This is a genomic window from Zhouia amylolytica (assembly GCF_900116365.1).
In the GTDB taxonomy this organism is placed as follows: Bacteria; Bacteroidota; Bacteroidia; order Flavobacteriales; family Flavobacteriaceae; genus Zhouia; species Zhouia amylolytica.
Window position 1 is genome coordinate 37,625 of the sequence record NZ_FPAG01000010.1, and the last position, 20,317, is coordinate 57,941.

Genomic DNA, 20,317 nt, shown 5'->3' on the forward strand with positions numbered 1-20,317 from the left:
AGATGGATGTTTTTAAAAATTTTAGAAAAAATTGTTTGTGGATCTATGACTTCCTCAAAGGAGGGGCTATAAGAAAACATTACAGGGAGATAAAGATTATATTTGATGGAGAAGAATCTAATATTGAGATACCTCATATTATCAATGATAATTTGAATAAACTTATAGTACATGCAATTACTTCAGTAACGCATTATAAACAATACAGCGACGCAAAATCGTTACAAGACTTTAAGGTAATCAATAAAAACATCATACGGGAGTCTTATGCAGATTTCATTTCAGATAAATTCGATAAAAGTGACTTACAACAAGTGTATACCAGTGGTTCTACAGGTACTCCCTTTAAGGTTTTACAGGATAAGAATAAGAAAAATCGCAATGCTGCGGACACCTTGTTTTTTGCCGAGAAAGCAGGATATACAATAGGGGAGAAACTTTATTATTTAAGGCATTGGGACCAATATAATACCCGGGGAAAGTTAGAAACCTGGCTTAAGAATATCGTAATGCACCCTGTTTCAAAACTAACAGATAAAGACATAGATAAATTAATTAATGATATTAAAAATGAAAAAGGCAATGTCAATATTATTAGCTATGCTTCAGCATTAGAAAAAATCGCTAGCTATATTGACAGGCAAGAGCCTCCAAAAGCCGACTTTAAGGTGACCTCCATTTTATCTATTGCCGAAGGAATAAGTGATAGAGCCAGAGAAATTATTTCAGATTATTTTGGTACTCAGTTAATTTCCAGGTATTCGAATGTTGAAAATGGAATATTGTCTCAGGAGATCATGGGTAAGGGACAGGAATATTATATTAATACTGCCAGTTTTATTATTGAGATATTGGATTTTAATGAAGATAGACCATTGCCAGATGGGTGTTTGGGGAGAATAGTAATTACTGACTTATTTAATTATGCCATGCCGATGATTCGATATGATACGGGTGATCTTGGGGTTATGGAATCTAAGGTTGAAAATGGTATAAACTACTCCGTCTTAAAAAAGGTGGAGGGAAGAAGGGCCGACATGATTTTTAATACGAAAGGACAACATATTTCATCATATGTAGTTTATCATTTATTGAAATATCCTCATATTCACCAATATCAATTTATTCAGAACGATGTGAATCAATATACCTTCAAATTTAAGGTGGCAGCAGAGTTCAATAGTGAAGACCAAATAAAGAATGAGTTTAAAATACATTTAGGAAATGATGCCCAAATAAATTTTGAGTACGTAGACGATATACCATTACTGTCCTCTGGTAAAAGAAAGGTGGTTGTGAATAAAATACCTGTTAATTGATAGGCATTAGCTTATCATATTTAGAAAAACACAATCCTTCCTTATAATTAATGAATTGTTTAATATTTGAATTTCCATTGAGCCATGAGACATAAATTGAAGCTGTATTAACCCCTGCTTCATGAGAAAAAGGGTATCCACCTCCAAATCGAGGATTCAATTCCAGAACATAATGTTTATCACTATCAAATAAAATATCACAGTCCATACTGCCAACATGCTTTAAATTACTTCCTAAAACGGATCCAATACCTTCTAAATTTGAATCTATCACAGAAATAGCTTTGTCTGTTTCTCCCGAACGCATACAAAGTTTTTCCCGGGCAAAAGTCCCAATATAGGATCCATCGAAATTATTCAAAACGTCCATCCCATACTCTTTACCATTAATTTTTTCCTGTATAAGAATGGCATGATCCAGGTCCTTCTCACTGACATTTTTTAAAATAGATCTTTTAAGCTTTAATTTAACAAGTTCATAAGCTAGTCTTAATTCTTCAGGATTTTCAGGGAATTCAATGCCTAGTGAAGCGCTTCCCCATCGGGGTTTTAGCACAACAGGGAATGATATTTCATTGGTTTCTAGTGCTTTCTCCGCAGTAACAAGATTTAGGTAGGTTTTAGGAGCATTGAGCCCCAATGATTTGATATAATTATAAGTTCTGTATTTATCAAATGCAATATCAATGACTTCCGGACTTGATACGATTACCTTAATACCTTTATTGATGAATTGGTTAATGTTTTTCGATAAAATCGGAAGCTCCAGATCATTCAGGGAAATAATTGCGTCTACTCGATATTCATCAGCAATTTTTAGAAGTTCAGATATATATTGAGCATCATATATATTAGGGACCAGAACTCCGCAATCAGCCTCTACAATTGCAGGAGCATTAAGTTGCATATCGGCTGCAATTACTTTACCATTTCCGTTGAGGGCTTCTTTAAAATATCGTATCAGATAGTTTCTTCTTCCTGCGCAGGTAAATAGAATATTAAGATTGTTGTTTTGTGAATGGGTCATTATGCTTGGTTATAGTTGGTTGTTTAATTTTCTATAGGTATCCAGGTCTAACATATGAGGTTCAAAATCAATGTCTGAGGGGGCGATGACTTTTTTAAAAGTTTTTATCAAAATTTCAAAATCGTTTTTAAAAGAGATGTTTTCTACGTATTCAATGTCTTTTTCTAATTTGTCATCCCAGCTTAACAGGTTTCTGCCAGATACCTGCGCCAGTCCGGTTATCCCAGGTCTTACCGAATGTCTGATGCGCTCCGATTTTTTGTAATAGGGTAGGTAATGTACCCGCAGTGGACGCGGACCAATCAAACTCATATCACCAATTAATACATTGAACAACTGGGGTATTTCATCCAAAGAAGACTTTCTAAGAAAGGTTCCGAATTTTGTAACTCTTTCATCATTAGGTAAAAGATTTCCATTTGCATCTGTCTCATCAGTCATACTTTTAAATTTATAGATTTTAAAGATGCGTTCATTTTTACCGGGACGTTCCTGGAAAAAAAGTGGTTTACCTCGATTTACAAAAAGCAATACAATTGTAATCAACAGAATAATAGGTATTAGTATTATAAGCCCGCAAAGAGCTGCCGTGAAATCCAATATTCTTTTGATATATTTTTTATACATTTTTATTGATATATTAAAATATTTTTACTTTAAATATTGCGCTCCTTTTTCCAGGTTCTTAATGACTCTGCCAGGCACGCCATAAACCATTACCAGGTCTTCAACAGGTTTAACAACAGTAGATCCGGCTCCAATAATACAATGTGATCCAATGTCAATGCCATGGATAATATTAGCTCCCAAACAGACAGAGGTACATAATCCTACATTACTATTTCCACCTAAGGTAGATCCGGGCGCCATACTTGAATAGTCTTTCATAATACATTCGTGCCCAACAGATGCATTGGTATTTACAATACAAAAATCTCCAATAGTACTGTCAGCGTTTATTATGGCACCGGCAACCACAACAGATCCATTACCAATGCTAACACCCTTTCCAATGGTTGCATTTGGGTGTATAGCTGAATAAAAGGAAAACTCCGGATTACTAATTTTGATTTTATCTGCCATCTGTTTACGAGTATAATTATCTCCAATAGCAATAATACCTCCTGTTAAATTTAAAGTATCGATTAGCCTTGGTAAGTCATTCTCTGTACCTATTATTTCATATCCACAGACCTCCGTTCCTACAGGCTTAAATGAGTCTATGAGTCCGACTATATTGAATTCTTCTTGTAATTCAATAATGTCTATTATTACTTTAGCATGTCCTGAAGCTCCAACAATTATTATGTTTTTCATTGATCATTAATAGCTTAAGTATTAATTAATATCTGTTTCTGTATTCATGAGGTGATCGTAATTATTTTCTAAACTGGTATATTCATTTAACAAGCACTCCCAAACATATTCTTGTTTATAGTTGGCTAACACATGTTTTCTGCCATTTTGAGCCATTCTGTCTACTTCTTCCGGATGATTTAAAAAATATTCCATTGAAAAATATATGCTTTGCTCATCCTTAACAGGTATGATAAGGCCATTTAAATCATGAGTGATAATTTCATTACATCCATTGATGTCACTTACAATACTTGCTAACCCCATGGCTGTTGCTTGTAATACAACATTAGGAAATCCTTCTCTGTAGCTTGGGAAGACCAGGGCATTTGAAATTGCATAATAAGGGCGTACATCGTCTTTCCATCCATCAAATTTTATATTATCATTGGTGTAAATAATCGATTCCGTTTCGGGCTTAAGCGGGTCTAACTTCTTTTCATAACTCCCTAACAAGAGTAATTTACATTTTGGATACCTTTTATTGAGTTTATTGAAGGCTGCAACCAGTTCGTTGATTCCTTTATCTCTTACAAGTCTGCCTGCGAAAACAAAAACAAAATCATTAGCCCCTATTTTCAATTGATTTCTTAAATCATTTTTAAAGGCTTCATCGTAGTGTAAAGGGTCAAAATATTGAGTATCGATGCCATTAGAGCTTCCCTTCCCAATTATTTTTAACTTGTCTTCATTAGTAAAACCATGTTCCAGGACAATATCCATTAAGCCAGTTGAATTTGGATATATTTTAGTAGCACAAGAATAGGTGAATCTCTCTACAGTGTTTAACAAAGTTCTTTTAAAGCCTTTGGCTTCCACCAGTGGTAATCCCGCTATGGTATGTAAACGATGAGGGACCCCTGCCATTTTCGCAGCCAGCATGGCTACCGTTCCCGCTTTGGGCGTGTGGCTATGTACAATAAAAGGTTTTTCTTTTTTAAAGATTTTATAAAGAAGGTAAACACTCCTTATGTCTTTAAAAGGAGTGATTTTACGGGTCATTTCCACAGCATAGGTTTTAATTCCTTCTGCTTTTCCAATTTCTTTTAACCTGTTTTTATTCCCTTTTGATGAAATACCTATAACATCGAAGTGATCCCTCATAAATTTAAGTTGTCCTCTCAGAAGGACCCCCAATGAATTTGGAACAGTGGTTATTCTAATTAATTTTTTTTTAGGATTCATACCCGTTTCACAGTATTTTACGTGACTATCATAAAGATACTTGAAATAAGGACGAACCTCTCAATCAATTAGATTGATGCGCATTTTTGTCGATTAAGTGTTTTCATTCGAACACTTTATAATTTCAGGTAGGTGTTATAATACCATTTTTGAAAACAATAAAAGGTCCATACTTTAAAAGTATTATCCGCTTTGCTATCCACATGGTCATGTACCAGTTCCTGAATTGCTCTTGTGTTAAATATATTCTGGGTCTTTAATTGTGAATCCTCAGCATATGATAGTAATTCATTTTTTAAGGATTTTCTCAACCAGTCACCCACCGGAACTCCGAACCCACTCTTACTTTTATCCAGGAAACCTTTAGGAAAATCATCTTTAAAAGCTTCTTTTAATATGTATTTTTTATTCCAACCCTTCATTAGAAAGGATTCCGGAAGACTATGGGTATATTCCCATAATGTTTTGTTTAAAAATGGAGCCCTGCATTCGAGGGAATTAAGCATACTGGTTCTGTCTACCTTTACCAACATATCACCTTCCAAACTTACATGTTTATCTATAATTCTATAGTCGGTTAAAGTGGTTGGTTTCTGTATTCCGGAATGGGTTTTAAATTGCTCGAATAGTTCTTCAGAAAGATAAGATGGTTTTAAATATTGATGAATGGTATTAGCCGTATACCCTAATGAAATGATATCCCAATAAAAGGCATCGCTGTAATCAACAGAATTTAAAAGCCTTTTCATTTTATATTTGATTCCCCTGGAGTCGTCTTTGTCATTTAACAAAGGGGCTGTAGCACTCAATAACCTGCTATGTATTTTTTCAGGGATAATTTGGGTATATCTTTTATTTAACTTACCCATATAATATTTGTTATACCCTCCAAATAATTCATCTCCTCCGTCTCCTGTTAAAGCAACTTTTACATAATCGCTGGTCTTTTTAGATACCATAAATGTTGGCAGTGATGAGGAGTCAGCAAAGGGCTCGTCAAAGTTTAAAAGAATTCGATGCACATCTTCCTGCAGGTCTTTTTCATTAATGATAAATTCGTGATGGTGACTGCCGATTAATTTAGCTACGGTCTGAGATTTGTCTGTTTCGTCATAAGACTTCTTTTCAAACCCTATAGAAAAGGTATCTATAGGAGTCGATTTATACTTTGATAGACATAGGGAAACAATCGAAGAATCTACACCTCCTGAAAGAAAGGTCCCTATAGGAACATCTGAAACGGACCGACTAATCACACTATCGTAAACCAGTTCACGGGTCTTTAATTTAGCATCTTTGAAACTGATATCATTTTTGGGAATGCGAGGAGGACGACTAATAGGTCGGACTTCTATTGTGTTATTATTTAAGTCGAAACAAATATAGTGGTTGCTTTCAAGCTTATTTATCTGTTGATAAATGGTAAAAGGGGCGGGAATATAGGTCAGTCTAAAAAATAGTTCAAGGCCTGTTTTAGAAATGGCAGGCTTTTCAGGCAATATTTTTACAAGCGATTTAAGTTCTGAACTCCAGATGAGACCTTCAGCAGTTTTAGTATAATACAATGGTTTTTCACCGAAAAAGTCACGCGCGATAAAGATTTTATTTTTCTTTTTGTCATGAATGCTAAACGCAAACATACCATCCAGGAGTTTAAAGGAATCTTCTCCATAATACTCATAAAGTTTTAAAATTACCTCTGTATCACTGGTGGTATTAAACGAAATTCCAACATCTTTCAATTGATGTCTTAATTCCAAAAAATTATAGATCTCTCCATTAAAAACTATAGTGCAATTATGGTCGTCGGAGTGAATGGGTTGACTCCCCGTATGAAGGTCAATAATCGATAGTCTCCGCATCCCCATACCAATAACCTGATCTGAGTTTTTATGAATGTAAATACCATCATCATCCGGTCCACGATGAATAATTAAATCATTCATGGAGTTTATAAGAGCGACATAATCTTTTGAAGCTGTATTTAATTCAATAAATCCGTTTATTCCACACATAATTTTTAATTAATAATAAACTTATAGAATTTTTGATATATGTTTTCTGTAAAGTATTCTTTTGAACGCTCAATGGCTAATTGACTATAATGAACCCTTTCCATTTCGTTTTCTTCTAAATACTTTAAGGCATTTACTAAACCTTGTATATCATTGTTGTTAATCAGAATTCCATATTTGGCTTTATGAAATTCACCTTCTTCAATGAAAACCGGCTCATTATCATTAAGCATTTCCAAAGGACCGGAAAGGCAATTGGTGGAAATACATGGCAGGCCGACAGCTAAGGCTTCTAAAAGGGCGTTTGGAAAGCCTTCGGTAAATGAAGACAGTACAAAACAGTGACTTTTACATAAATATGAATTAACGTTACTTACTTTGCCTTCGAAAGCAACTTTAGAGGATACATTTAAATCATTTGACAGCTTTTTTAATTCATTAATTAAATCTCCGTCACCTAAAATATTGAGGTGTGAATGATGATTTAATTTCGCAACAGCTTTGATAATCATCTGTTGGTTTTTTCGAATATTAACAGATCCAACATTTATAATACTAAAGGAACTATTTGTATTTAGTAAATCGTTGGAAGCAATCTTTCTAAGTGGTTCTTCGACAGGATTGTAAATTACTTCCAAAGGAATTTTAACTCCAAAATTTTTATTTAAATCTTCATTGATATGAACGGAATTGGAGAATAACTTATCGCATTTATTATATAAAATAGGGTAGAACACTTTGGAAATATATGCTGAGGTCTTACTGGAAGTATTATCAGATGGATATCCTCTTTCACTTATAATCGTTTTAATACCAGGATTGTTTGAAGAAGCCAAGGCATTTATAAAATTTGGAAACGCAAGAAATGAAATGGAGTAATCTATCCTTTCCCTTTTAATTAAGGCGTTATACTTTTTATAGAAATCATAAAAGTTTACTATTCTTTTGCGCCATGATTTAGGTGGTTTTTCTTCGCTTAAAAGCACCGTTTCAACCGCCTCAGGGATTTGAAAATGAATATCGTTATAAAATAAAACAAGAGTTACCTTAAAGTCATTGACAAGTTTTTTCAAAAGTAAACTAATAACTTTTTCCGCACCACCACTACTTAAGCTGGTGTTTAGAATACATAAGTTAGGTTTAGAACTCATCGTGAAACATTAATTATTAATTTCAATAAATAAATCTTCATATTGTTTTATGATTTTATCAGTGCTGAATTTTTCAACTACTGAACTCCTGATTTGCTCCGGATTCCAGGTGTTTTTCGCCTGTAAACATTTTAAAAAATCCTTTGAAGAGTCTACAATAAATCCGTTAATATTGTTTTCAATTATTTCTTTTGTACCACCGGGTGCATTAAAAGCAATTACGGGTACACCAGCCACACAGCTTTCAAGAGTGGCATTTGGAAATCCTTCGATATAGGATCCTTGTAAGTACATATCATTACTGGCCAGTATTTGATCCGTCTTGTCTGTGTAGGGGATGTGCGTAATTTTATCTTGCAGACCTAAATCATTGGCTTTTTGAAATATCTGGTCTTTCAGCTCCCCATCACCAACAATCGTGTATATAAAATCATCATCGAGCTGCGATAATATTTCTAAAAGTCTTAAATGTCCTTTAACCTGAGTTAACCTTCCAATAGTTATGTATTTGGATGGGGTATTATCCCGCTCAGCCTCCAGGTTTTTTTTCAGGTTTCCTATTTTGGAAATAGGATTGTTTATAATTACAATTTTATTTGCGGGTACCTGGGAGTTGTTGATGAGGTCTTGAGCCATGTCTGAAGATTGACAAATGATTCTATCAAGTTTGTGGTGTTGGTTTTTAAAAATGGAAAAACGTTGCCAGAACCTTTTTTTACCCTTGTCCTTTCTTTGGTTTAAAATGGTAGATTCTCTTCCTACAAATTTGACGTTCCTAAAATAAGGCGAAACCAGGGCCATTACTGTATTTAAATGGGAAATGGAACTCACCACAATATTAGGCTTATACCTGGTGAAATATTGTATTATCTTTGGAATAGCATATAACACCCTTTCCTGGTCAAGGTAATCTACTTGAACATTTTTTACAGTATAAACCGTATCTTTCTTAAAACCTATTACCAGCAAACGGACCTCAAATTTGTCTTTGCTAATATGTTGAGATACAAATGAAATAACTCGTTCAGCTCCCCCTGCAACCAATGATGGAATTACAAATACAATTTTTATTTTCTCCTTATTCATAGAGTACCCTTTAAATATGTTTTATAATTCTTTTAATGTCAATATCCTTTATTTTCTTCGCAGGATTACCTGCAATCAAAATCCCTTCTTCTTCAAAAGATTTATGGACAACAGCATTAGCTCCTATTGCAATGTTATTTGCAATATTTATGTTTCCGTATATTTTTGCCCCCGGAGCTATATAAACGTTATTTCCTAATTGGGGAGCTTCAGGATTTCCTCCTGAAGCTCCTATATTAGTACAGGCATGAATTCTACAATTTGCTCCAACTTTAGCATTACTATTAATAACAATGGTACCATAATGAACAATGGCTAATCCGGGACCAAAAACGTTTTCCGGGATGGAAAATCCCAGTCTCATCGATCGCTTTCTGAACCTGTATTTTAGATAATAGTAATAGACCCGATTAAAAGGACCTTTTTTACAGTTCTTGTAATATTCAACCTTTCTTAACAACTTTTGAAAGCCCCATATAGCGTTGGGAGCCATGAATTCCTTAACTCTTGAAAATGCATTATGATTCCGAAGACCTAAGGCATTCTTATCGCAATCGAGATATTCTTTATATTTTCTTTTTGAATCGATCAAAACATTAAGCTTTAAGCATAAAGTTCTGATATTTTGAGAAGTAATTCAGAATTTATTCGTTGAGTTCATGGTTAATTCCTTTATAAATCATACTATCAAAAAATGCCAAACAAATTATAATAGGACGTTCGTATAGCATACCATGTGATATAAAGCCTTCAAAAAAAATAAGGGTCCAAAATATGAAATAGAAAAACAGATCATATCGAAGGGAAAGCCTGAAGCCAAAAAGAATGTAAAATAAATAAGCTCCTAATGCAATGATTCCTAAATTAACAGCAAGAAAGAGATAATAATTATGAGTATTTAAAGAATTGAAATTTTGATCTGTGGTATATCCTGTTCCATGCCCAAGCGGTTCCTCCATGAATTCATTCAAATATTTTATAAATAAAGCGCCTCTGCCACCTCTGGCATGCGTATCTTCTTCAATAACCCCTTTATCGCTTTTACCCAGAATCATATCCAAACGTTCACCGGCTGCACCTCTGGTGAATGCTGGAAAATTCGTTTTGATTACATCCGATAACGATAAAAGTGCTATATAGAGTAGAGAGAACAGGAAAATCATTTTGAAAAAACTCTTAAAAAGTTTATCCAGGGTAATTTCAAAACGCGGATTCCAGTTATTAATATTTACCAAAATAAGAATCAGAATTACCGAAACAATTCCACTTCTGGATAGGGTGATAAAAACGGTGGCAACCAATAAAGCAACTACCAAATATTTTTTGGTGGTTTGCATAAAAATAAGGCTAAGAATCGATAGTGCAAGAAATTTAACCCCCGAAGCGGCTTGGTTCGGATTTTCTCCAAATCCACCCTTTCTAACACTTTCTGCCAATTTAGTACTGTATTCAGGAAGGCCAATAAGGAAATCGAACCATATACTTACCGACAATACAATAAAGGAGACTACCAAAACTATAAGCTTGGTTTGCCTGTTTTCAGTCCTAAAAAAGTGTAAAGAAAAGGAGTAAAACAAAAGCGTGATTAAATTAAGTGAAATTTTTGAAATCAGAATCTCTTGACTTGCCTCAGAGAATGCGGCATATACCACGGATAAAAGAAAAAGAAACAATAAGAATTTAAAGGTATGTGATTTAACAATATCAATAAAAGATTTAAGTGGATAGGTGAGTATGAATACGGCTAAAAATAATGGGATTAATAGCTGGGATGGTGGCGCAGGATTAATGTGTATACGGTATAAAAATATATCCGAATAGGATGCAAATAAAATTAATAATAATGCAAGAATATATTTCATAAAATTGTTTTTAAGAAGAATCTCTCCTCCATCATCATTTGTATATTTTGTTTTTTATAATCTGATAAAATCTTTTTGTGAGATCTTTAAAACCCTTACTGAAAATTTGAAGTACAATAAAATAAATGGTACCAAACAATATTCCTGAACTAATAACTTTGACTACTAAATTTAAAAATTTTGATTTAAAACTAATCTCCAACAAAGGATCAATAGTGTTCATATAAAGTAAACCAATGATCAAAAAGTAAAGAACATGAAAAATGAATCCTTTCCAATAGATGCTTGAAGGTAACTTAAACCCTTTATCAAATAGGTAGTAAGGTCTCCAAATGAGTACGATACAAACCTGACTGATTATGGTTCCAATGAATACGCCAATAACCCCATATTTTAGTATTAATAGTATGGAAAATGCCAAGTTAATAATACTTTGAGCTAAAGGAGACCATATATCGGCGTACAACCCATAAGCTTGTTTAAAGCTATCGACGGGCTGTCTGATTTGTAAAATAAAAAATATGCATATAAGGGCAATAAGAATTCCAGGAGACAATAAATATTTTTCTCCCAGCCACAACACGATTAGATCTTCGAAACCTATGTAAAACATAATAGCGGAAGTGCCGGCAAGAAAAAAGCGTAAGGCCATCATCTCCCAAAATACCTTGGTGATATTTTTGAGGTCATTTTCTGCAACTAAATTACCTACACTAGCATTTGAACCTGCAAAAAATTTACTCACTAATACATTGATGTTATTTAGTACTAACTGGTAATTAACTACATAAGCTACCGTGGCAGGATTTATAAATGCAAATATTAATATGTTGTCAGTTCCATTAGAAACAAATGACCCTATTTTATGAAAACTTATTTGTTTGATTTTGGTAAGAAGCATTCGATGCTTTTGTCGAATCTCTTGAGTAGTTCTATAATTGAAATTTAACCAAGGATAGGTTTTACGGATTTTCCTTCGCAATAATACAACATAGAAGAAAGGAGCTACTAACTCCAGTAAGATCCATAAAAAGATGTCTTTAAGATAAAGAAGAACAAAGCATTGAACAATCAATCTCCCAACGAAGACAGATTGATTAATGATGAGTCGAACATAGTTTTTCTGATCTGCCTCTAAAAGAAACATTTGATAGGTAAAGAAGTAGTTAAGCAGGTTACTTATCAATAATGAAATAAAAAGAAAAATAATGTATCCCAGAGAAGTATCTGTTCCCTTAAAAAATAATGGGAAAAATAAAATCAGTATCAATCCTGCAAGCAACACAAATAGACCAATTCTTTTATATAGAAAACCCAAATAGCCTATTATTTCGTTGATTTTATCTCTATTGTTGTTGAAAATTGGCTTGTATAGTGTAAACCCAACAGCTGTACCAATACCAAGTTCCGATAAATTGAGAAATTGAAGCATGCTCTTAAGGGTACTCTCGATTCCCATAAATTCATCTCCCAAATGATCTAAAAAAATATCCCTTGCATAAAACTGCACGAAGACATAGATTAGTTGAAAAACTAAGGCAATCCAGGCATTTTTTATGGATAAAGCAAGTCTAGACATATTAGAGAATTAACTTTATTAATAACCACCGTTATTTCAAGTTTCTATATAGGGCATATATCTTTTCAGATACCTTAATCGGAAGCGTCATAACAACGAGCGAACGAAAACTCAAATTATTATTACTGGCAGCCTTTGAAATTTCACGCTTCAATTTTTTTCTGTAATAACCTCCGGGATCAACATGTTTATTTTTGCTTAATAGATAAAAATGATCTGTATAGTAATAAACAATATAGTTTTTTACCACCTCATCTAAAGCATCTTTGTTAGGAACATGATCCTTTATATATTCAGTCGCCTTTATTCCGGTAGTAATTTTTTTGACTGAATATTTACTTCTGATAATACTACCGATATTCCCCGTGTTATATATGTACAAAGGAGTATTTAAATATCCGATTTTCGATATTTTCTTAAGAAGATCAATGGTGAAAAATACATCTTGATGGATTAATTTAGGAATAAACCTCATTTCTCCAATGAGTGATTTTTTATAAATTCTTCTCCAAACCGAAAAGCTTGTGTTTTTAAGTATTCTTTTGGTCGCTGTAATTTGATCTTCTATCCTAAAGCTACCATCAAAGGATTTCTTTTTCGTGGGGTTATCCGGTTCAGCCTCTACTACCTCTAAATCATGAGTCAATAAAAGATCGACCATTATGGTAATCATTTTTAGATCAATATGATCGTCACTGTCAATGAATGATATGATTTCCCCTTGTGCTTGGTCTAGTCCAGTGTTTCTGGCAATACTCGAACCTCCGTTGACTTGATTGATAAGCCTAATTCTGTTATCTTTTTTTTTAAAGGAAGTACAAATGTTTTTACTGTTATCTGTAGATCCATCATTTATCAGAAGTATTTCTAAATTTTCATACGTTTGATTGATGACAGAATTAAGGCATCTTTCAAGATATAATTCAGCATTATAGACAGGTATTATAATACTAACTAAAGGATTCATTAAAGTCTTTTGTTATAATTTTTTAAGGTCTTTTTTACATCGTAAATAATGCCTGATGGCTTCAGTAAAGGTTCAAGATTTATATTTTTGAATTGTTCATGAGCAACGGCTAATAAGATACCATCATATTGTTCATCAGGAATTTCATTTAATACGTCTAATCCATATTCTGCTTTAACCTCTTCAGGTTTAACCCAAGGATCTACAATGGTGACACCGGCACTAAAGCCCTGAAGTTCTTCAACCACATCAACAACCCGGGTATTTCTAACGTCCGGACAATTTTCTTTAAAAGTAATGCCAAGTACAAGTATTTTACTGTTCTTTACCTTAATGTCGTTTTGTATTAGAAGCTTTATCATTTCACCCGCAACGTACTGTCCCATACTGTCATTGATCCTTCTTCCTGCTAAAATGATCTCAGGGTGATATCCTGACTCCTGTGCTTTTTGCGCCAGGTAATAAGGATCTACACCGATACAATGCCCACCAACAAGTCCGGGTTTAAATGGTAAAAAGTTCCATTTAGTACCGGCAGCTTCCAGCACGTCATGAGTGTCAATATTCAAAAGATTGAAAATTTTTGCAAGTTCGTTAACAAAGGCAATGTTGATATCACGTTGCGAATTCTCAATAACCTTAGCAGCCTCAGCAACTTTAATAGAAGGAGCGAGATGAGTACCAGCAGTAATAACTGAGGCATAGACCCCATCTATTTTTTTAGCTACTTCCGGAGTTGATCCGGAGGTTACTTTCAAAATTTTTTCAACGGTATGTTCTTTATCTCCCGGATTGATACGCTCCGGAGAGTAACCGGCATAAAAGTCCTCATTAAATTTTAAACCACTTATTTTCTCTACAATAGGAATACAATCTTCTTCTGTTGCACCGGGATAAACTGTAGATTCATATATAATAATGTCACCTTTATCAAGAACTTTCCCCACGGTTTCACTCGCTTTAAAAAGCGGAGTTAGATCTGGTCTGTGATTTTTATCTACAGGAGTAGGAACGGTAATAATATAAAAGTTACAGGCTTTTAAATCTTCTAAATCGGTTGAACAAAATAATCCTGAATCAGCATTATTATCGGTTTTTAATACAGCATTTAACAGGTCTTCCTCAACCTCCAGCGTAACATCATCTCCAGCATTAAGCTGGTCGACCCTTTTCTGATTGATATCAAATCCGGTTACACTATACTGAGTGGCAAATAATCTTGCCAACGGTAGTCCTACATAGCCTAAGCCAATAATACCAATGCGAAAGTCTTTAGAGTTTACCATTTTTATACGTTATAATAATCTTTGTACCAGTTAATAAAAGCTTCAATTCCCTTTTTCACTGGAGTATTGGGTGAATAATTATAATCCTTAATCAAATCATCGACATTGGCCCACGTCCGCGCTACATCACCGGGTTGAATAGGCATTAAATTCATTTCGGCCTTTTTACCTAAATTTTCTTCGATTTCATGTATGAAGTCCAAAAGTTTTACAGAGTTATTGTTTCCAATATTGTATACTTTATAAAGTGAATTTTTCTCTTTCCTGTTATCGGTTTCCCCCAGACAAATACGAACCACACCTTCAACAATATCGTCTACATAAGTAAAGTCACGCTCCATCTTCCCATAATTAAAGACATTAATAGGCTCATTTTTACTTATCGCTTCTGTAAAGAGGAATAAAGCCATGTCTGGTCTTCCCCACGGACCATAAACGGTAAAAAAGCGTAATCCTGTCGTGGGTAAGTTGAATAAATGACTGTACGTATGTGCCATAAGTTCATTACTTTTTTTACTAGCCGCGTAAAGACTGATCGGTCGATCTACATTATCAGAAGTAGAAAAAGGAATTTCTTCATTTAATCCGTAAACGCTTGAACTGCTCGCATATACCAAATGCTTAACGTTGTAATGTCTTGAGCATTCCAGAATATTCAGAAAACCTACAATATTACTGTCAATATAGGTCTCAGGATTTTCCAGACTATAGCGAACACCGGCCTGAGCAGCTAAATTGCAGACCACATCAAACTTTTCGTCTTTAAAGAGATCAGGCAAGTTTTCACGATCCTCCAGGTTTAACCTAATAAACTTAAATTGCTTCCCATATACTGTACTTTCTGAGATATGATTATATGGTTCTGCTTGTTCTTTAGAAATCCCCAGTGTTTTTAATCGATTAAATTTCAGATTTGGATCGTAATAATCATTGATATTGTCCAGACCTATAACTTCGTGACCTTTGGCTAATAATGATTTTGAAGTATGAAAGCCTATAAATCCGGCTGCACCGGTAACAAGTATTTTCATGTTTTTATTTGGTTTTAAGAATACACTTTATAACAAAAGTATCAGTAAATTCTTGAAAAATAGTACGAATGTTTGATTCGATTCACTAACAAATGTTATGAATTTTATATACATAAGTAAAAAAACTTATATCAAAGAATCAATATAACCGTTGAAATTCAACTAGATGATATGAACGATCGATCTGATTTTTTGCAATTTTTTCGCTCGATGAATGCACCTCAACAGTTAAAAATTGTTAAAGTTGAAAATTTTTCAAGTGATAAATACATCGCTTTTTTAATAATAATTAGTATAAAAACGTCGGATATCTTCAATTAAAATAATGCACTTCCTCCGGTTTCGTAGGCCATTATTTGTTAAAGAAAATTTACCCAAAAAAAATATATGTTAAAATTATTTTTTTTTCATCATAATCAAACCTTTCAAACCCCTTGTAAACAGAGGCTGTTTGCTGTTTTTCAGTAAGTTACACTTTGTGGGTTGTTCATTTTTTTTTGATCTTCCGTAGACTATTTTTCAATTTTCGACGTACTTAAGAGTAAGCAAATCAAAACGTGCATTTCAACGATTAATATTAACACTTAATCGATTTGTAATTAAAAAGAATATATATATTTGCCGGCTCAGAATTGCTTATGAATCAATTAAATACTAATTTTATTAACCCCAAATTCTTACGAGACTATGGACAAAATCAATGCCCTAAGGAGAATGATGTTTTTATTTTTGTTTGTATCCCTTATTTACTCATGTAATAAAGATGAGTTAAAACTAGATACTGCAGTGGAAGATGATATTACTGTGGTTACCGTTTATTATGAAAAAGGTAACGATAAAGGAGCTATCATTTACACAGGAAACGGAGAGAAGAAGGTATTTAGAAATGGTAAGAAATTTCAAACTACTGAAGAAGTTGCTCCAGACCCAATCGAAGATGTTACAGAAGATTTAGAAGCTGATAACGTTGAAGTTATTCCAGATACAGAATGGGATGATGAAACTGCAATAACAGAAACTACTCCAGAAGAAACCAATCCGGATGAAACAACCCCTGAAACAAATCCAGGTGATGTAGGTGGCGAATTGAAAGCTTTCCCTACAGCATATGGTGGAGGTGCTTACGTTACAGGTGGTAGAGGTGGAAACGTATATCACGTTACCAATCTGAATGATAGTGGAACGGGAAGTTTACGATGGGCACTTGCTCAAGCCAGACCGGCTACAATTGTTTTTGATGTTGCGGGAACAATTAACTTAACTTCATTGTTGACTATTTCGGGGAATGACCTTACCATTGCAGGACAAACAGCTCCTGAAGGAGGAATTACTATTACCTCTTCAAACCAGTCAAGGTTTAAGATGCAAAAATGTAATAATATTATCATCAGATATATTAGAGTGAGACCATTTGAATCTGGTGCTGATGCCTTCGAACTATATTCAAGTTCAGGTGTTGGAAGCAATATTATATTCGACCACATGTCAGTAAGTTACGGTGGTGATGAATGTTTTAGTATCAGAGGTAATGAGACTAAGAATATTACTATCCAAAGAAGTTTGATCGCTGAAGGTAAAACTGGATCATTGTTCGGAGATACAGATTCTGAACACTATAGCTACGATAACAGTTTCTTAAATAACCTTTTCTGGAATATTTCACACAGAACTCCAAACGTAGCAAGTGACGGTAGAGTAGATGTTATCAATAACGTTGTTCAAAACTGGCAGTACAGATTAACATTTGCCGATGGTGATGTTAAGTTAAACCACATGAACAATTACTATGCAATGGGTAAGAGAACTAACTTTGGAGGTGGATCTCAAATTCAGTTGAATGCGGTTAATTCATCTAGAAATGCTCAAATATATACTGCTGGTAATATCGCTGATAAAGGTATGTTTACCGATCCAAATGCAGATAATAAAGCGCTTTGGGTAGAGTTTGAATCTGGTCAGCAGACTAAATATGCTCCTGCTTCTGAATTCGTAGATACGCAGTATCCATTAATTGGAGCTCCGCTACCAGTTAAATCAGCAGAAGAGGCTTATAGAGATGTTATTACTAATGTTGGTGCCAATGCGTCATTAAATGCTAATGGTACGGTTACCTATCACACTGATGTAAATGACTCAGATTATTTAAAAGTAATGGCCGCTGGTGAAGGTGCTTATGAAGATTATAAAATGTATAGCGATGTTAGAAGCTGGTTTGGTGAGCAACGATATGCTAACTTTATTGGAAGTGTAAGCTCAACGCCGGTGAGCAGCAGACCTTCAGATTATGACTCTGATAACGATGGTATGGCAGATGCCTGGGAAGTTGCTAAATTCGGAGATTTATCAAGAGATGGTAAAGGAGATCTTGATGGAGACGGATATACTGACCTTGAAGAGTTCTTAAACTTAGTGGATCTATAATAATTATAGAGAATTCATACTAAAAAGCCCCGTTGTATTAACAACGGGGCTTTTTTTAATAACCGTATTTTTCATACCATTTACTCAAAACATAGAGTTTCCATATATTCGGTGAATGATCTGATTGACCATCAAGGTGTTCTTGAAATATTCGTTTAAACTTTTCAATATTTAAATTGGGAACTTTTTTTAAAAATTCATCGTTCAGTGCCTGTTTGAATTCAGATTTCAATTCATTTCGAATCCAATAGGCAATAGGTACTGAAAAACCCTTTTTAGGTTTGTTAAATAGTTCTCTGGGAATGTATTCCTCGAGTATGTCTTTTAAAATACGCTTTTGATTACCTTTTTGGTACCGGAAATTAACCGGAAGTGTTCTGGCATATTCTATGACCCGGTAATCCAGAAACGGACTCCTAACTTCTACAGAGTAGGCCATACTGGCACGGTCTACCTTCACATTACTATCATTTTCTAACCATAACTTTATATTCAAATCGGCTGCTCTTTGAATGATGTGTTTAGACCAGTGTTTATAGTCTTGAAAATGCCTCATCCAATCCTGCCTTTTCTTTTTTAATAAAAAGCCTTTCCTGGAGAAGATATTTTCTATAAAGTCGTTTTCAGTTTTGGTGTTTAAGGCATTTCGCACTCTATGCGAATTTTGATTTATCAGGTTTAAAAAAAATGGTCGGGATAAAAACTTCCTTATAAAATAAGGGATATGCATAATAGGTTGGTTACGGTGCAAAGAATCAAAATGGGTATACCCTAAAAAACTTTCATCACCTCCATCCCCCGACAACGCAACAGTGATATGCTTCTTTGCCACAGAATTAAGTAGTAGAGAAGGTAAAGCCGAACTATCAGCAAAAGGCTCGTCATACACAGCTGTTAATTTCTCAACGAGTCCTAATATGTCAGAAGAATTACAGAACGTGGTCGTGTGATTTGATTTTATAATTTCAGCATATTGTTCTGCCAAAGCACTTTCATCATAGTCCGGATGATCAAATCCAATGGAAAAAGTATTGATTTTATCGGGTGAAATTTTAGACGCTATTGATGAAACCAAAGCGGAATCGATGCCGCCGGATAAAAAGGACCCTATTGGCACATCAGATCTTAATCGAATTTTTACAGCATCGGTTAAGAGCTCATGAAGCTCCTCTTTTGCCTTGTTGTAACTAATGTTTCGTTGTTTAACCTTTTTTAAGTCCCAGTACTGATCAATTTGTACCGCATTGGTCTTATGATCTATAATCATAAAACATCCGGGAGGGAGTTTGTAAACGTCATTTACAATGGTATAAGGAGAAGGTATAAACATGCAGTCTAAATAAATGGAAACTGCTTCTTCATTGATCGTTTTATTCTCAAGTAATGGTTTTATCTGACTGCAAATCTCAAAATGCTCGTCATTTAAATAATAATAGAATGGTTTTACTCCTAAGCGGTCACGTGCTGAAAATGAACTGTTATTATCAGGATCATATATGCTAAAAGCAAACATCCCATTGATCTTTTCAAGTACGCCCTCTTTCCAATGGTAATAACCTATTAAAAGTACTTCAGTATCACTTTCCGTATGAAAGGTATAGCCTAGTTCTGTAAGTTCTTCTTTTAATGCCAGGTAATTGTATATCTCTCCATTATAAACAATATGGAGCCCTTTATATTGCATGGGTTGATTAGACCTTTTATCGAGATCCAAAATGGATAGTCTTAAGTGTCCGAGGGTAAAATCGTTAATCTGTTGGATCTCCATATGATCCGGACCTCTGAAAGAGATAGATTGCAATTTCGATTTTACTTCCTCTCGACGGTAAGGAATATTTGTAAAATATATACCACACATATATAATGTATTCTTTATAACAAAAAAATAATAATATTTAGTAGTGTACAATTATTGTATGTGATTCTCTATCAAAAGCTTAAAAATATGGTTGTAAAGAGAGGAACTTTTTATACCTCAAATAAAACAGCCATTAACCGAGCATTTTTCCATCTTCAACGATTTAAGTACTTC

The 20,317-nt window shown here is 34.1% G+C and carries 16 protein-coding genes; 2 read left to right on the plus strand and 14 right to left on the minus strand.

Translation table 11 applies throughout. From position 1 onward, the window contains the following. The first annotated feature begins 2 nt into the window (after positions 1 to 2). Positions 3 to 1,319, plus strand: a complete 1,317-nt coding sequence (locus tag BM361_RS15765) for a phenylacetate--CoA ligase family protein (RefSeq protein WP_074980055.1) — start codon at positions 3 to 5, stop codon at positions 1,317 to 1,319. On the opposite strand, the gene BM361_RS15770 is transcribed toward BM361_RS15765, so the two are convergent. The 13 genes from BM361_RS15770 to BM361_RS15830 all read right to left on the minus strand — a co-directional run bounded on the left by BM361_RS15770 (position 1,312) and on the right by BM361_RS15830 (position 15,864). Beyond that, complete coding sequence (locus tag BM361_RS15770; protein WP_074980057.1) at positions 1,312 to 2,346, minus strand: ATP-grasp domain-containing protein; 1,035 nt, start codon at positions 2,344 to 2,346, stop codon at positions 1,312 to 1,314. The genes BM361_RS15765 and BM361_RS15770 overlap by 8 nt on opposite strands. Positions 2,347 to 2,355: 9 nt before the next feature. Then, positions 2,356 to 2,973 carry a sugar transferase gene (locus BM361_RS15775; RefSeq protein WP_074980059.1) on the minus strand — a complete coding sequence of 206 codons (618 nt, stop codon included), beginning with the start codon at positions 2,971 to 2,973 and terminating at the stop codon, positions 2,356 to 2,358. A 24-nt stretch (positions 2,974 to 2,997) separates the two neighbouring features. After that, a complete protein-coding gene (locus BM361_RS15780; protein ID WP_074980060.1) occupies positions 2,998 to 3,663 on the minus strand; it encodes an acetyltransferase in 666 nt (221 codons plus the stop codon). Positions 3,664 to 3,684: 21 nt separating this feature from the next. Next, a complete protein-coding gene (locus BM361_RS15785; protein ID WP_074980061.1) occupies positions 3,685 to 4,887 on the minus strand; it encodes a glycosyltransferase family 4 protein in 1,203 nt (400 codons plus the stop codon). Positions 4,888 to 5,003: 116 nt separating this feature from the next. Continuing rightward, positions 5,004 to 6,902, minus strand: coding sequence for an asparagine synthase (glutamine-hydrolyzing) (asnB, locus tag BM361_RS15790; protein ID WP_074980062.1), 1,899 nt, complete (start codon positions 6,900 to 6,902; stop codon positions 5,004 to 5,006). 5 nt (positions 6,903 to 6,907) lie between these two features. After that, complete coding sequence (locus BM361_RS15795) at positions 6,908 to 8,053, minus strand: glycosyltransferase (RefSeq protein ID WP_074980064.1); 1,146 nt, start codon at positions 8,051 to 8,053, stop codon at positions 6,908 to 6,910. 9 nt (positions 8,054 to 8,062) lie between these two features. Further along, a complete protein-coding gene (locus tag BM361_RS15800; protein ID WP_074980065.1) occupies positions 8,063 to 9,139 on the minus strand; it encodes a glycosyltransferase in 1,077 nt (358 codons plus the stop codon). 10 nt (positions 9,140 to 9,149) lie between these two features. Beyond that, positions 9,150 to 9,731: an LbetaH domain-containing protein gene (locus BM361_RS15805; protein ID WP_038263004.1), complete on the minus strand. Its 582-nt coding sequence runs from the start codon at positions 9,729 to 9,731 to the stop codon at positions 9,150 to 9,152. A gap of 52 nt (positions 9,732 to 9,783) precedes the next feature. Continuing rightward, positions 9,784 to 11,001: an O-antigen ligase family protein gene (locus BM361_RS15810; protein WP_074980067.1), complete on the minus strand. Its 1,218-nt coding sequence runs from the start codon at positions 10,999 to 11,001 to the stop codon at positions 9,784 to 9,786. A gap of 34 nt (positions 11,002 to 11,035) precedes the next feature. Beyond that, on the minus strand, positions 11,036 to 12,580 hold the full coding sequence (locus tag BM361_RS15815; RefSeq protein ID WP_074980068.1) for a lipopolysaccharide biosynthesis protein: 1,545 nt from the start codon (positions 12,578 to 12,580) through the stop codon (positions 11,036 to 11,038). Positions 12,581 to 12,611: 31 nt separating this feature from the next. Further along, positions 12,612 to 13,547, minus strand: coding sequence for a glycosyltransferase (locus BM361_RS15820; RefSeq protein WP_074980070.1), 936 nt, complete (start codon positions 13,545 to 13,547; stop codon positions 12,612 to 12,614). Then, positions 13,547 to 14,833 (minus strand): nucleotide sugar dehydrogenase, encoded by a 1,287-nt coding sequence (locus tag BM361_RS15825; protein WP_074980071.1) that lies wholly within the window; start codon positions 14,831 to 14,833, stop codon positions 13,547 to 13,549. The genes BM361_RS15820 and BM361_RS15825 overlap by 1 nt, the downstream gene beginning before the upstream one ends. A gap of 2 nt (positions 14,834 to 14,835) precedes the next feature. Continuing rightward, positions 14,836 to 15,864: an NAD-dependent epimerase gene (locus BM361_RS15830; RefSeq protein WP_074980073.1), complete on the minus strand. Its 1,029-nt coding sequence runs from the start codon at positions 15,862 to 15,864 to the stop codon at positions 14,836 to 14,838. Positions 15,865 to 16,551: 687 nt separating this feature from the next. On the opposite strand from BM361_RS15830, the gene BM361_RS15835 reads away from it, so the two are divergent. Continuing rightward, positions 16,552 to 18,285 carry a hypothetical protein gene (locus BM361_RS15835; protein WP_038263012.1) on the plus strand — a complete coding sequence of 578 codons (1,734 nt, stop codon included), beginning with the start codon at positions 16,552 to 16,554 and terminating at the stop codon, positions 18,283 to 18,285. A 55-nt stretch (positions 18,286 to 18,340) separates the two neighbouring features. Here BM361_RS15835 and asnB (BM361_RS15840) read toward each other — a convergent pair whose 3' ends face one another. Further along, positions 18,341 to 20,143 (minus strand): asparagine synthase (glutamine-hydrolyzing), encoded by a 1,803-nt coding sequence (asnB, locus tag BM361_RS15840; protein ID WP_074980074.1) that lies wholly within the window; start codon positions 20,141 to 20,143, stop codon positions 18,341 to 18,343. Positions 20,144 to 20,317 lie beyond the last annotated feature (174 nt).

What these genes read in the sequence shown, in the direction of transcription:
- BM361_RS15830 (WP_074980073.1), bottom strand. Translation starts at nt 15,864, where the DNA reads ATGAAAATACTTGTTACCGGTGCAGCCGGATTTATAGGCTTTCATACT.
- BM361_RS15785 (WP_074980061.1), bottom strand. Translation starts at nt 4,887, where the DNA reads ATGAATCCTAAAAAAAAATTAATTAGAATAACCACTGTTCCAAATTCA.
- BM361_RS15795 (WP_074980064.1), bottom strand. Translation starts at nt 8,053, where the DNA reads ATGAGTTCTAAACCTAACTTATGTATTCTAAACACCAGCTTAAGTAGT.
- BM361_RS15825 (WP_074980071.1), bottom strand. Translation starts at nt 14,833, where the DNA reads ATGGTAAACTCTAAAGACTTTCGCATTGGTATTATTGGCTTAGGCTAT.
- asnB (WP_074980062.1), bottom strand. Translation starts at nt 6,902, where the DNA reads ATGTGTGGAATAAACGGATTTATTGAATTAAATACAGCTTCAAAAGAT.
- BM361_RS15810 (WP_074980067.1), bottom strand. Translation starts at nt 11,001, where the DNA reads ATGAAATATATTCTTGCATTATTATTAATTTTATTTGCATCCTATTCG.
- BM361_RS15765 (WP_074980055.1), top strand. Translation starts at nt 3, where the DNA reads ATGGATGTTTTTAAAAATTTTAGAAAAAATTGTTTGTGGATCTATGAC.
- BM361_RS15800 (WP_074980065.1), bottom strand. Translation starts at nt 9,139, where the DNA reads ATGAATAAGGAGAAAATAAAAATTGTATTTGTAATTCCATCATTGGTT.
- asnB (WP_074980074.1), bottom strand. Translation starts at nt 20,143, where the DNA reads ATGTGTGGTATATATTTTACAAATATTCCTTACCGTCGAGAGGAAGTA.
- BM361_RS15815 (WP_074980068.1), bottom strand. Translation starts at nt 12,580, where the DNA reads ATGTCTAGACTTGCTTTATCCATAAAAAATGCCTGGATTGCCTTAGTT.
- BM361_RS15775 (WP_074980059.1), bottom strand. Translation starts at nt 2,973, where the DNA reads ATGTATAAAAAATATATCAAAAGAATATTGGATTTCACGGCAGCTCTT.
- BM361_RS15770 (WP_074980057.1), bottom strand. Translation starts at nt 2,346, where the DNA reads ATGACCCATTCACAAAACAACAATCTTAATATTCTATTTACCTGCGCA.
- BM361_RS15835 (WP_038263012.1), top strand. Translation starts at nt 16,552, where the DNA reads ATGGACAAAATCAATGCCCTAAGGAGAATGATGTTTTTATTTTTGTTT.
- BM361_RS15780 (WP_074980060.1), bottom strand. Translation starts at nt 3,663, where the DNA reads ATGAAAAACATAATAATTGTTGGAGCTTCAGGACATGCTAAAGTAATA.
- BM361_RS15820 (WP_074980070.1), bottom strand. Translation starts at nt 13,547, where the DNA reads ATGAATCCTTTAGTTAGTATTATAATACCTGTCTATAATGCTGAATTA.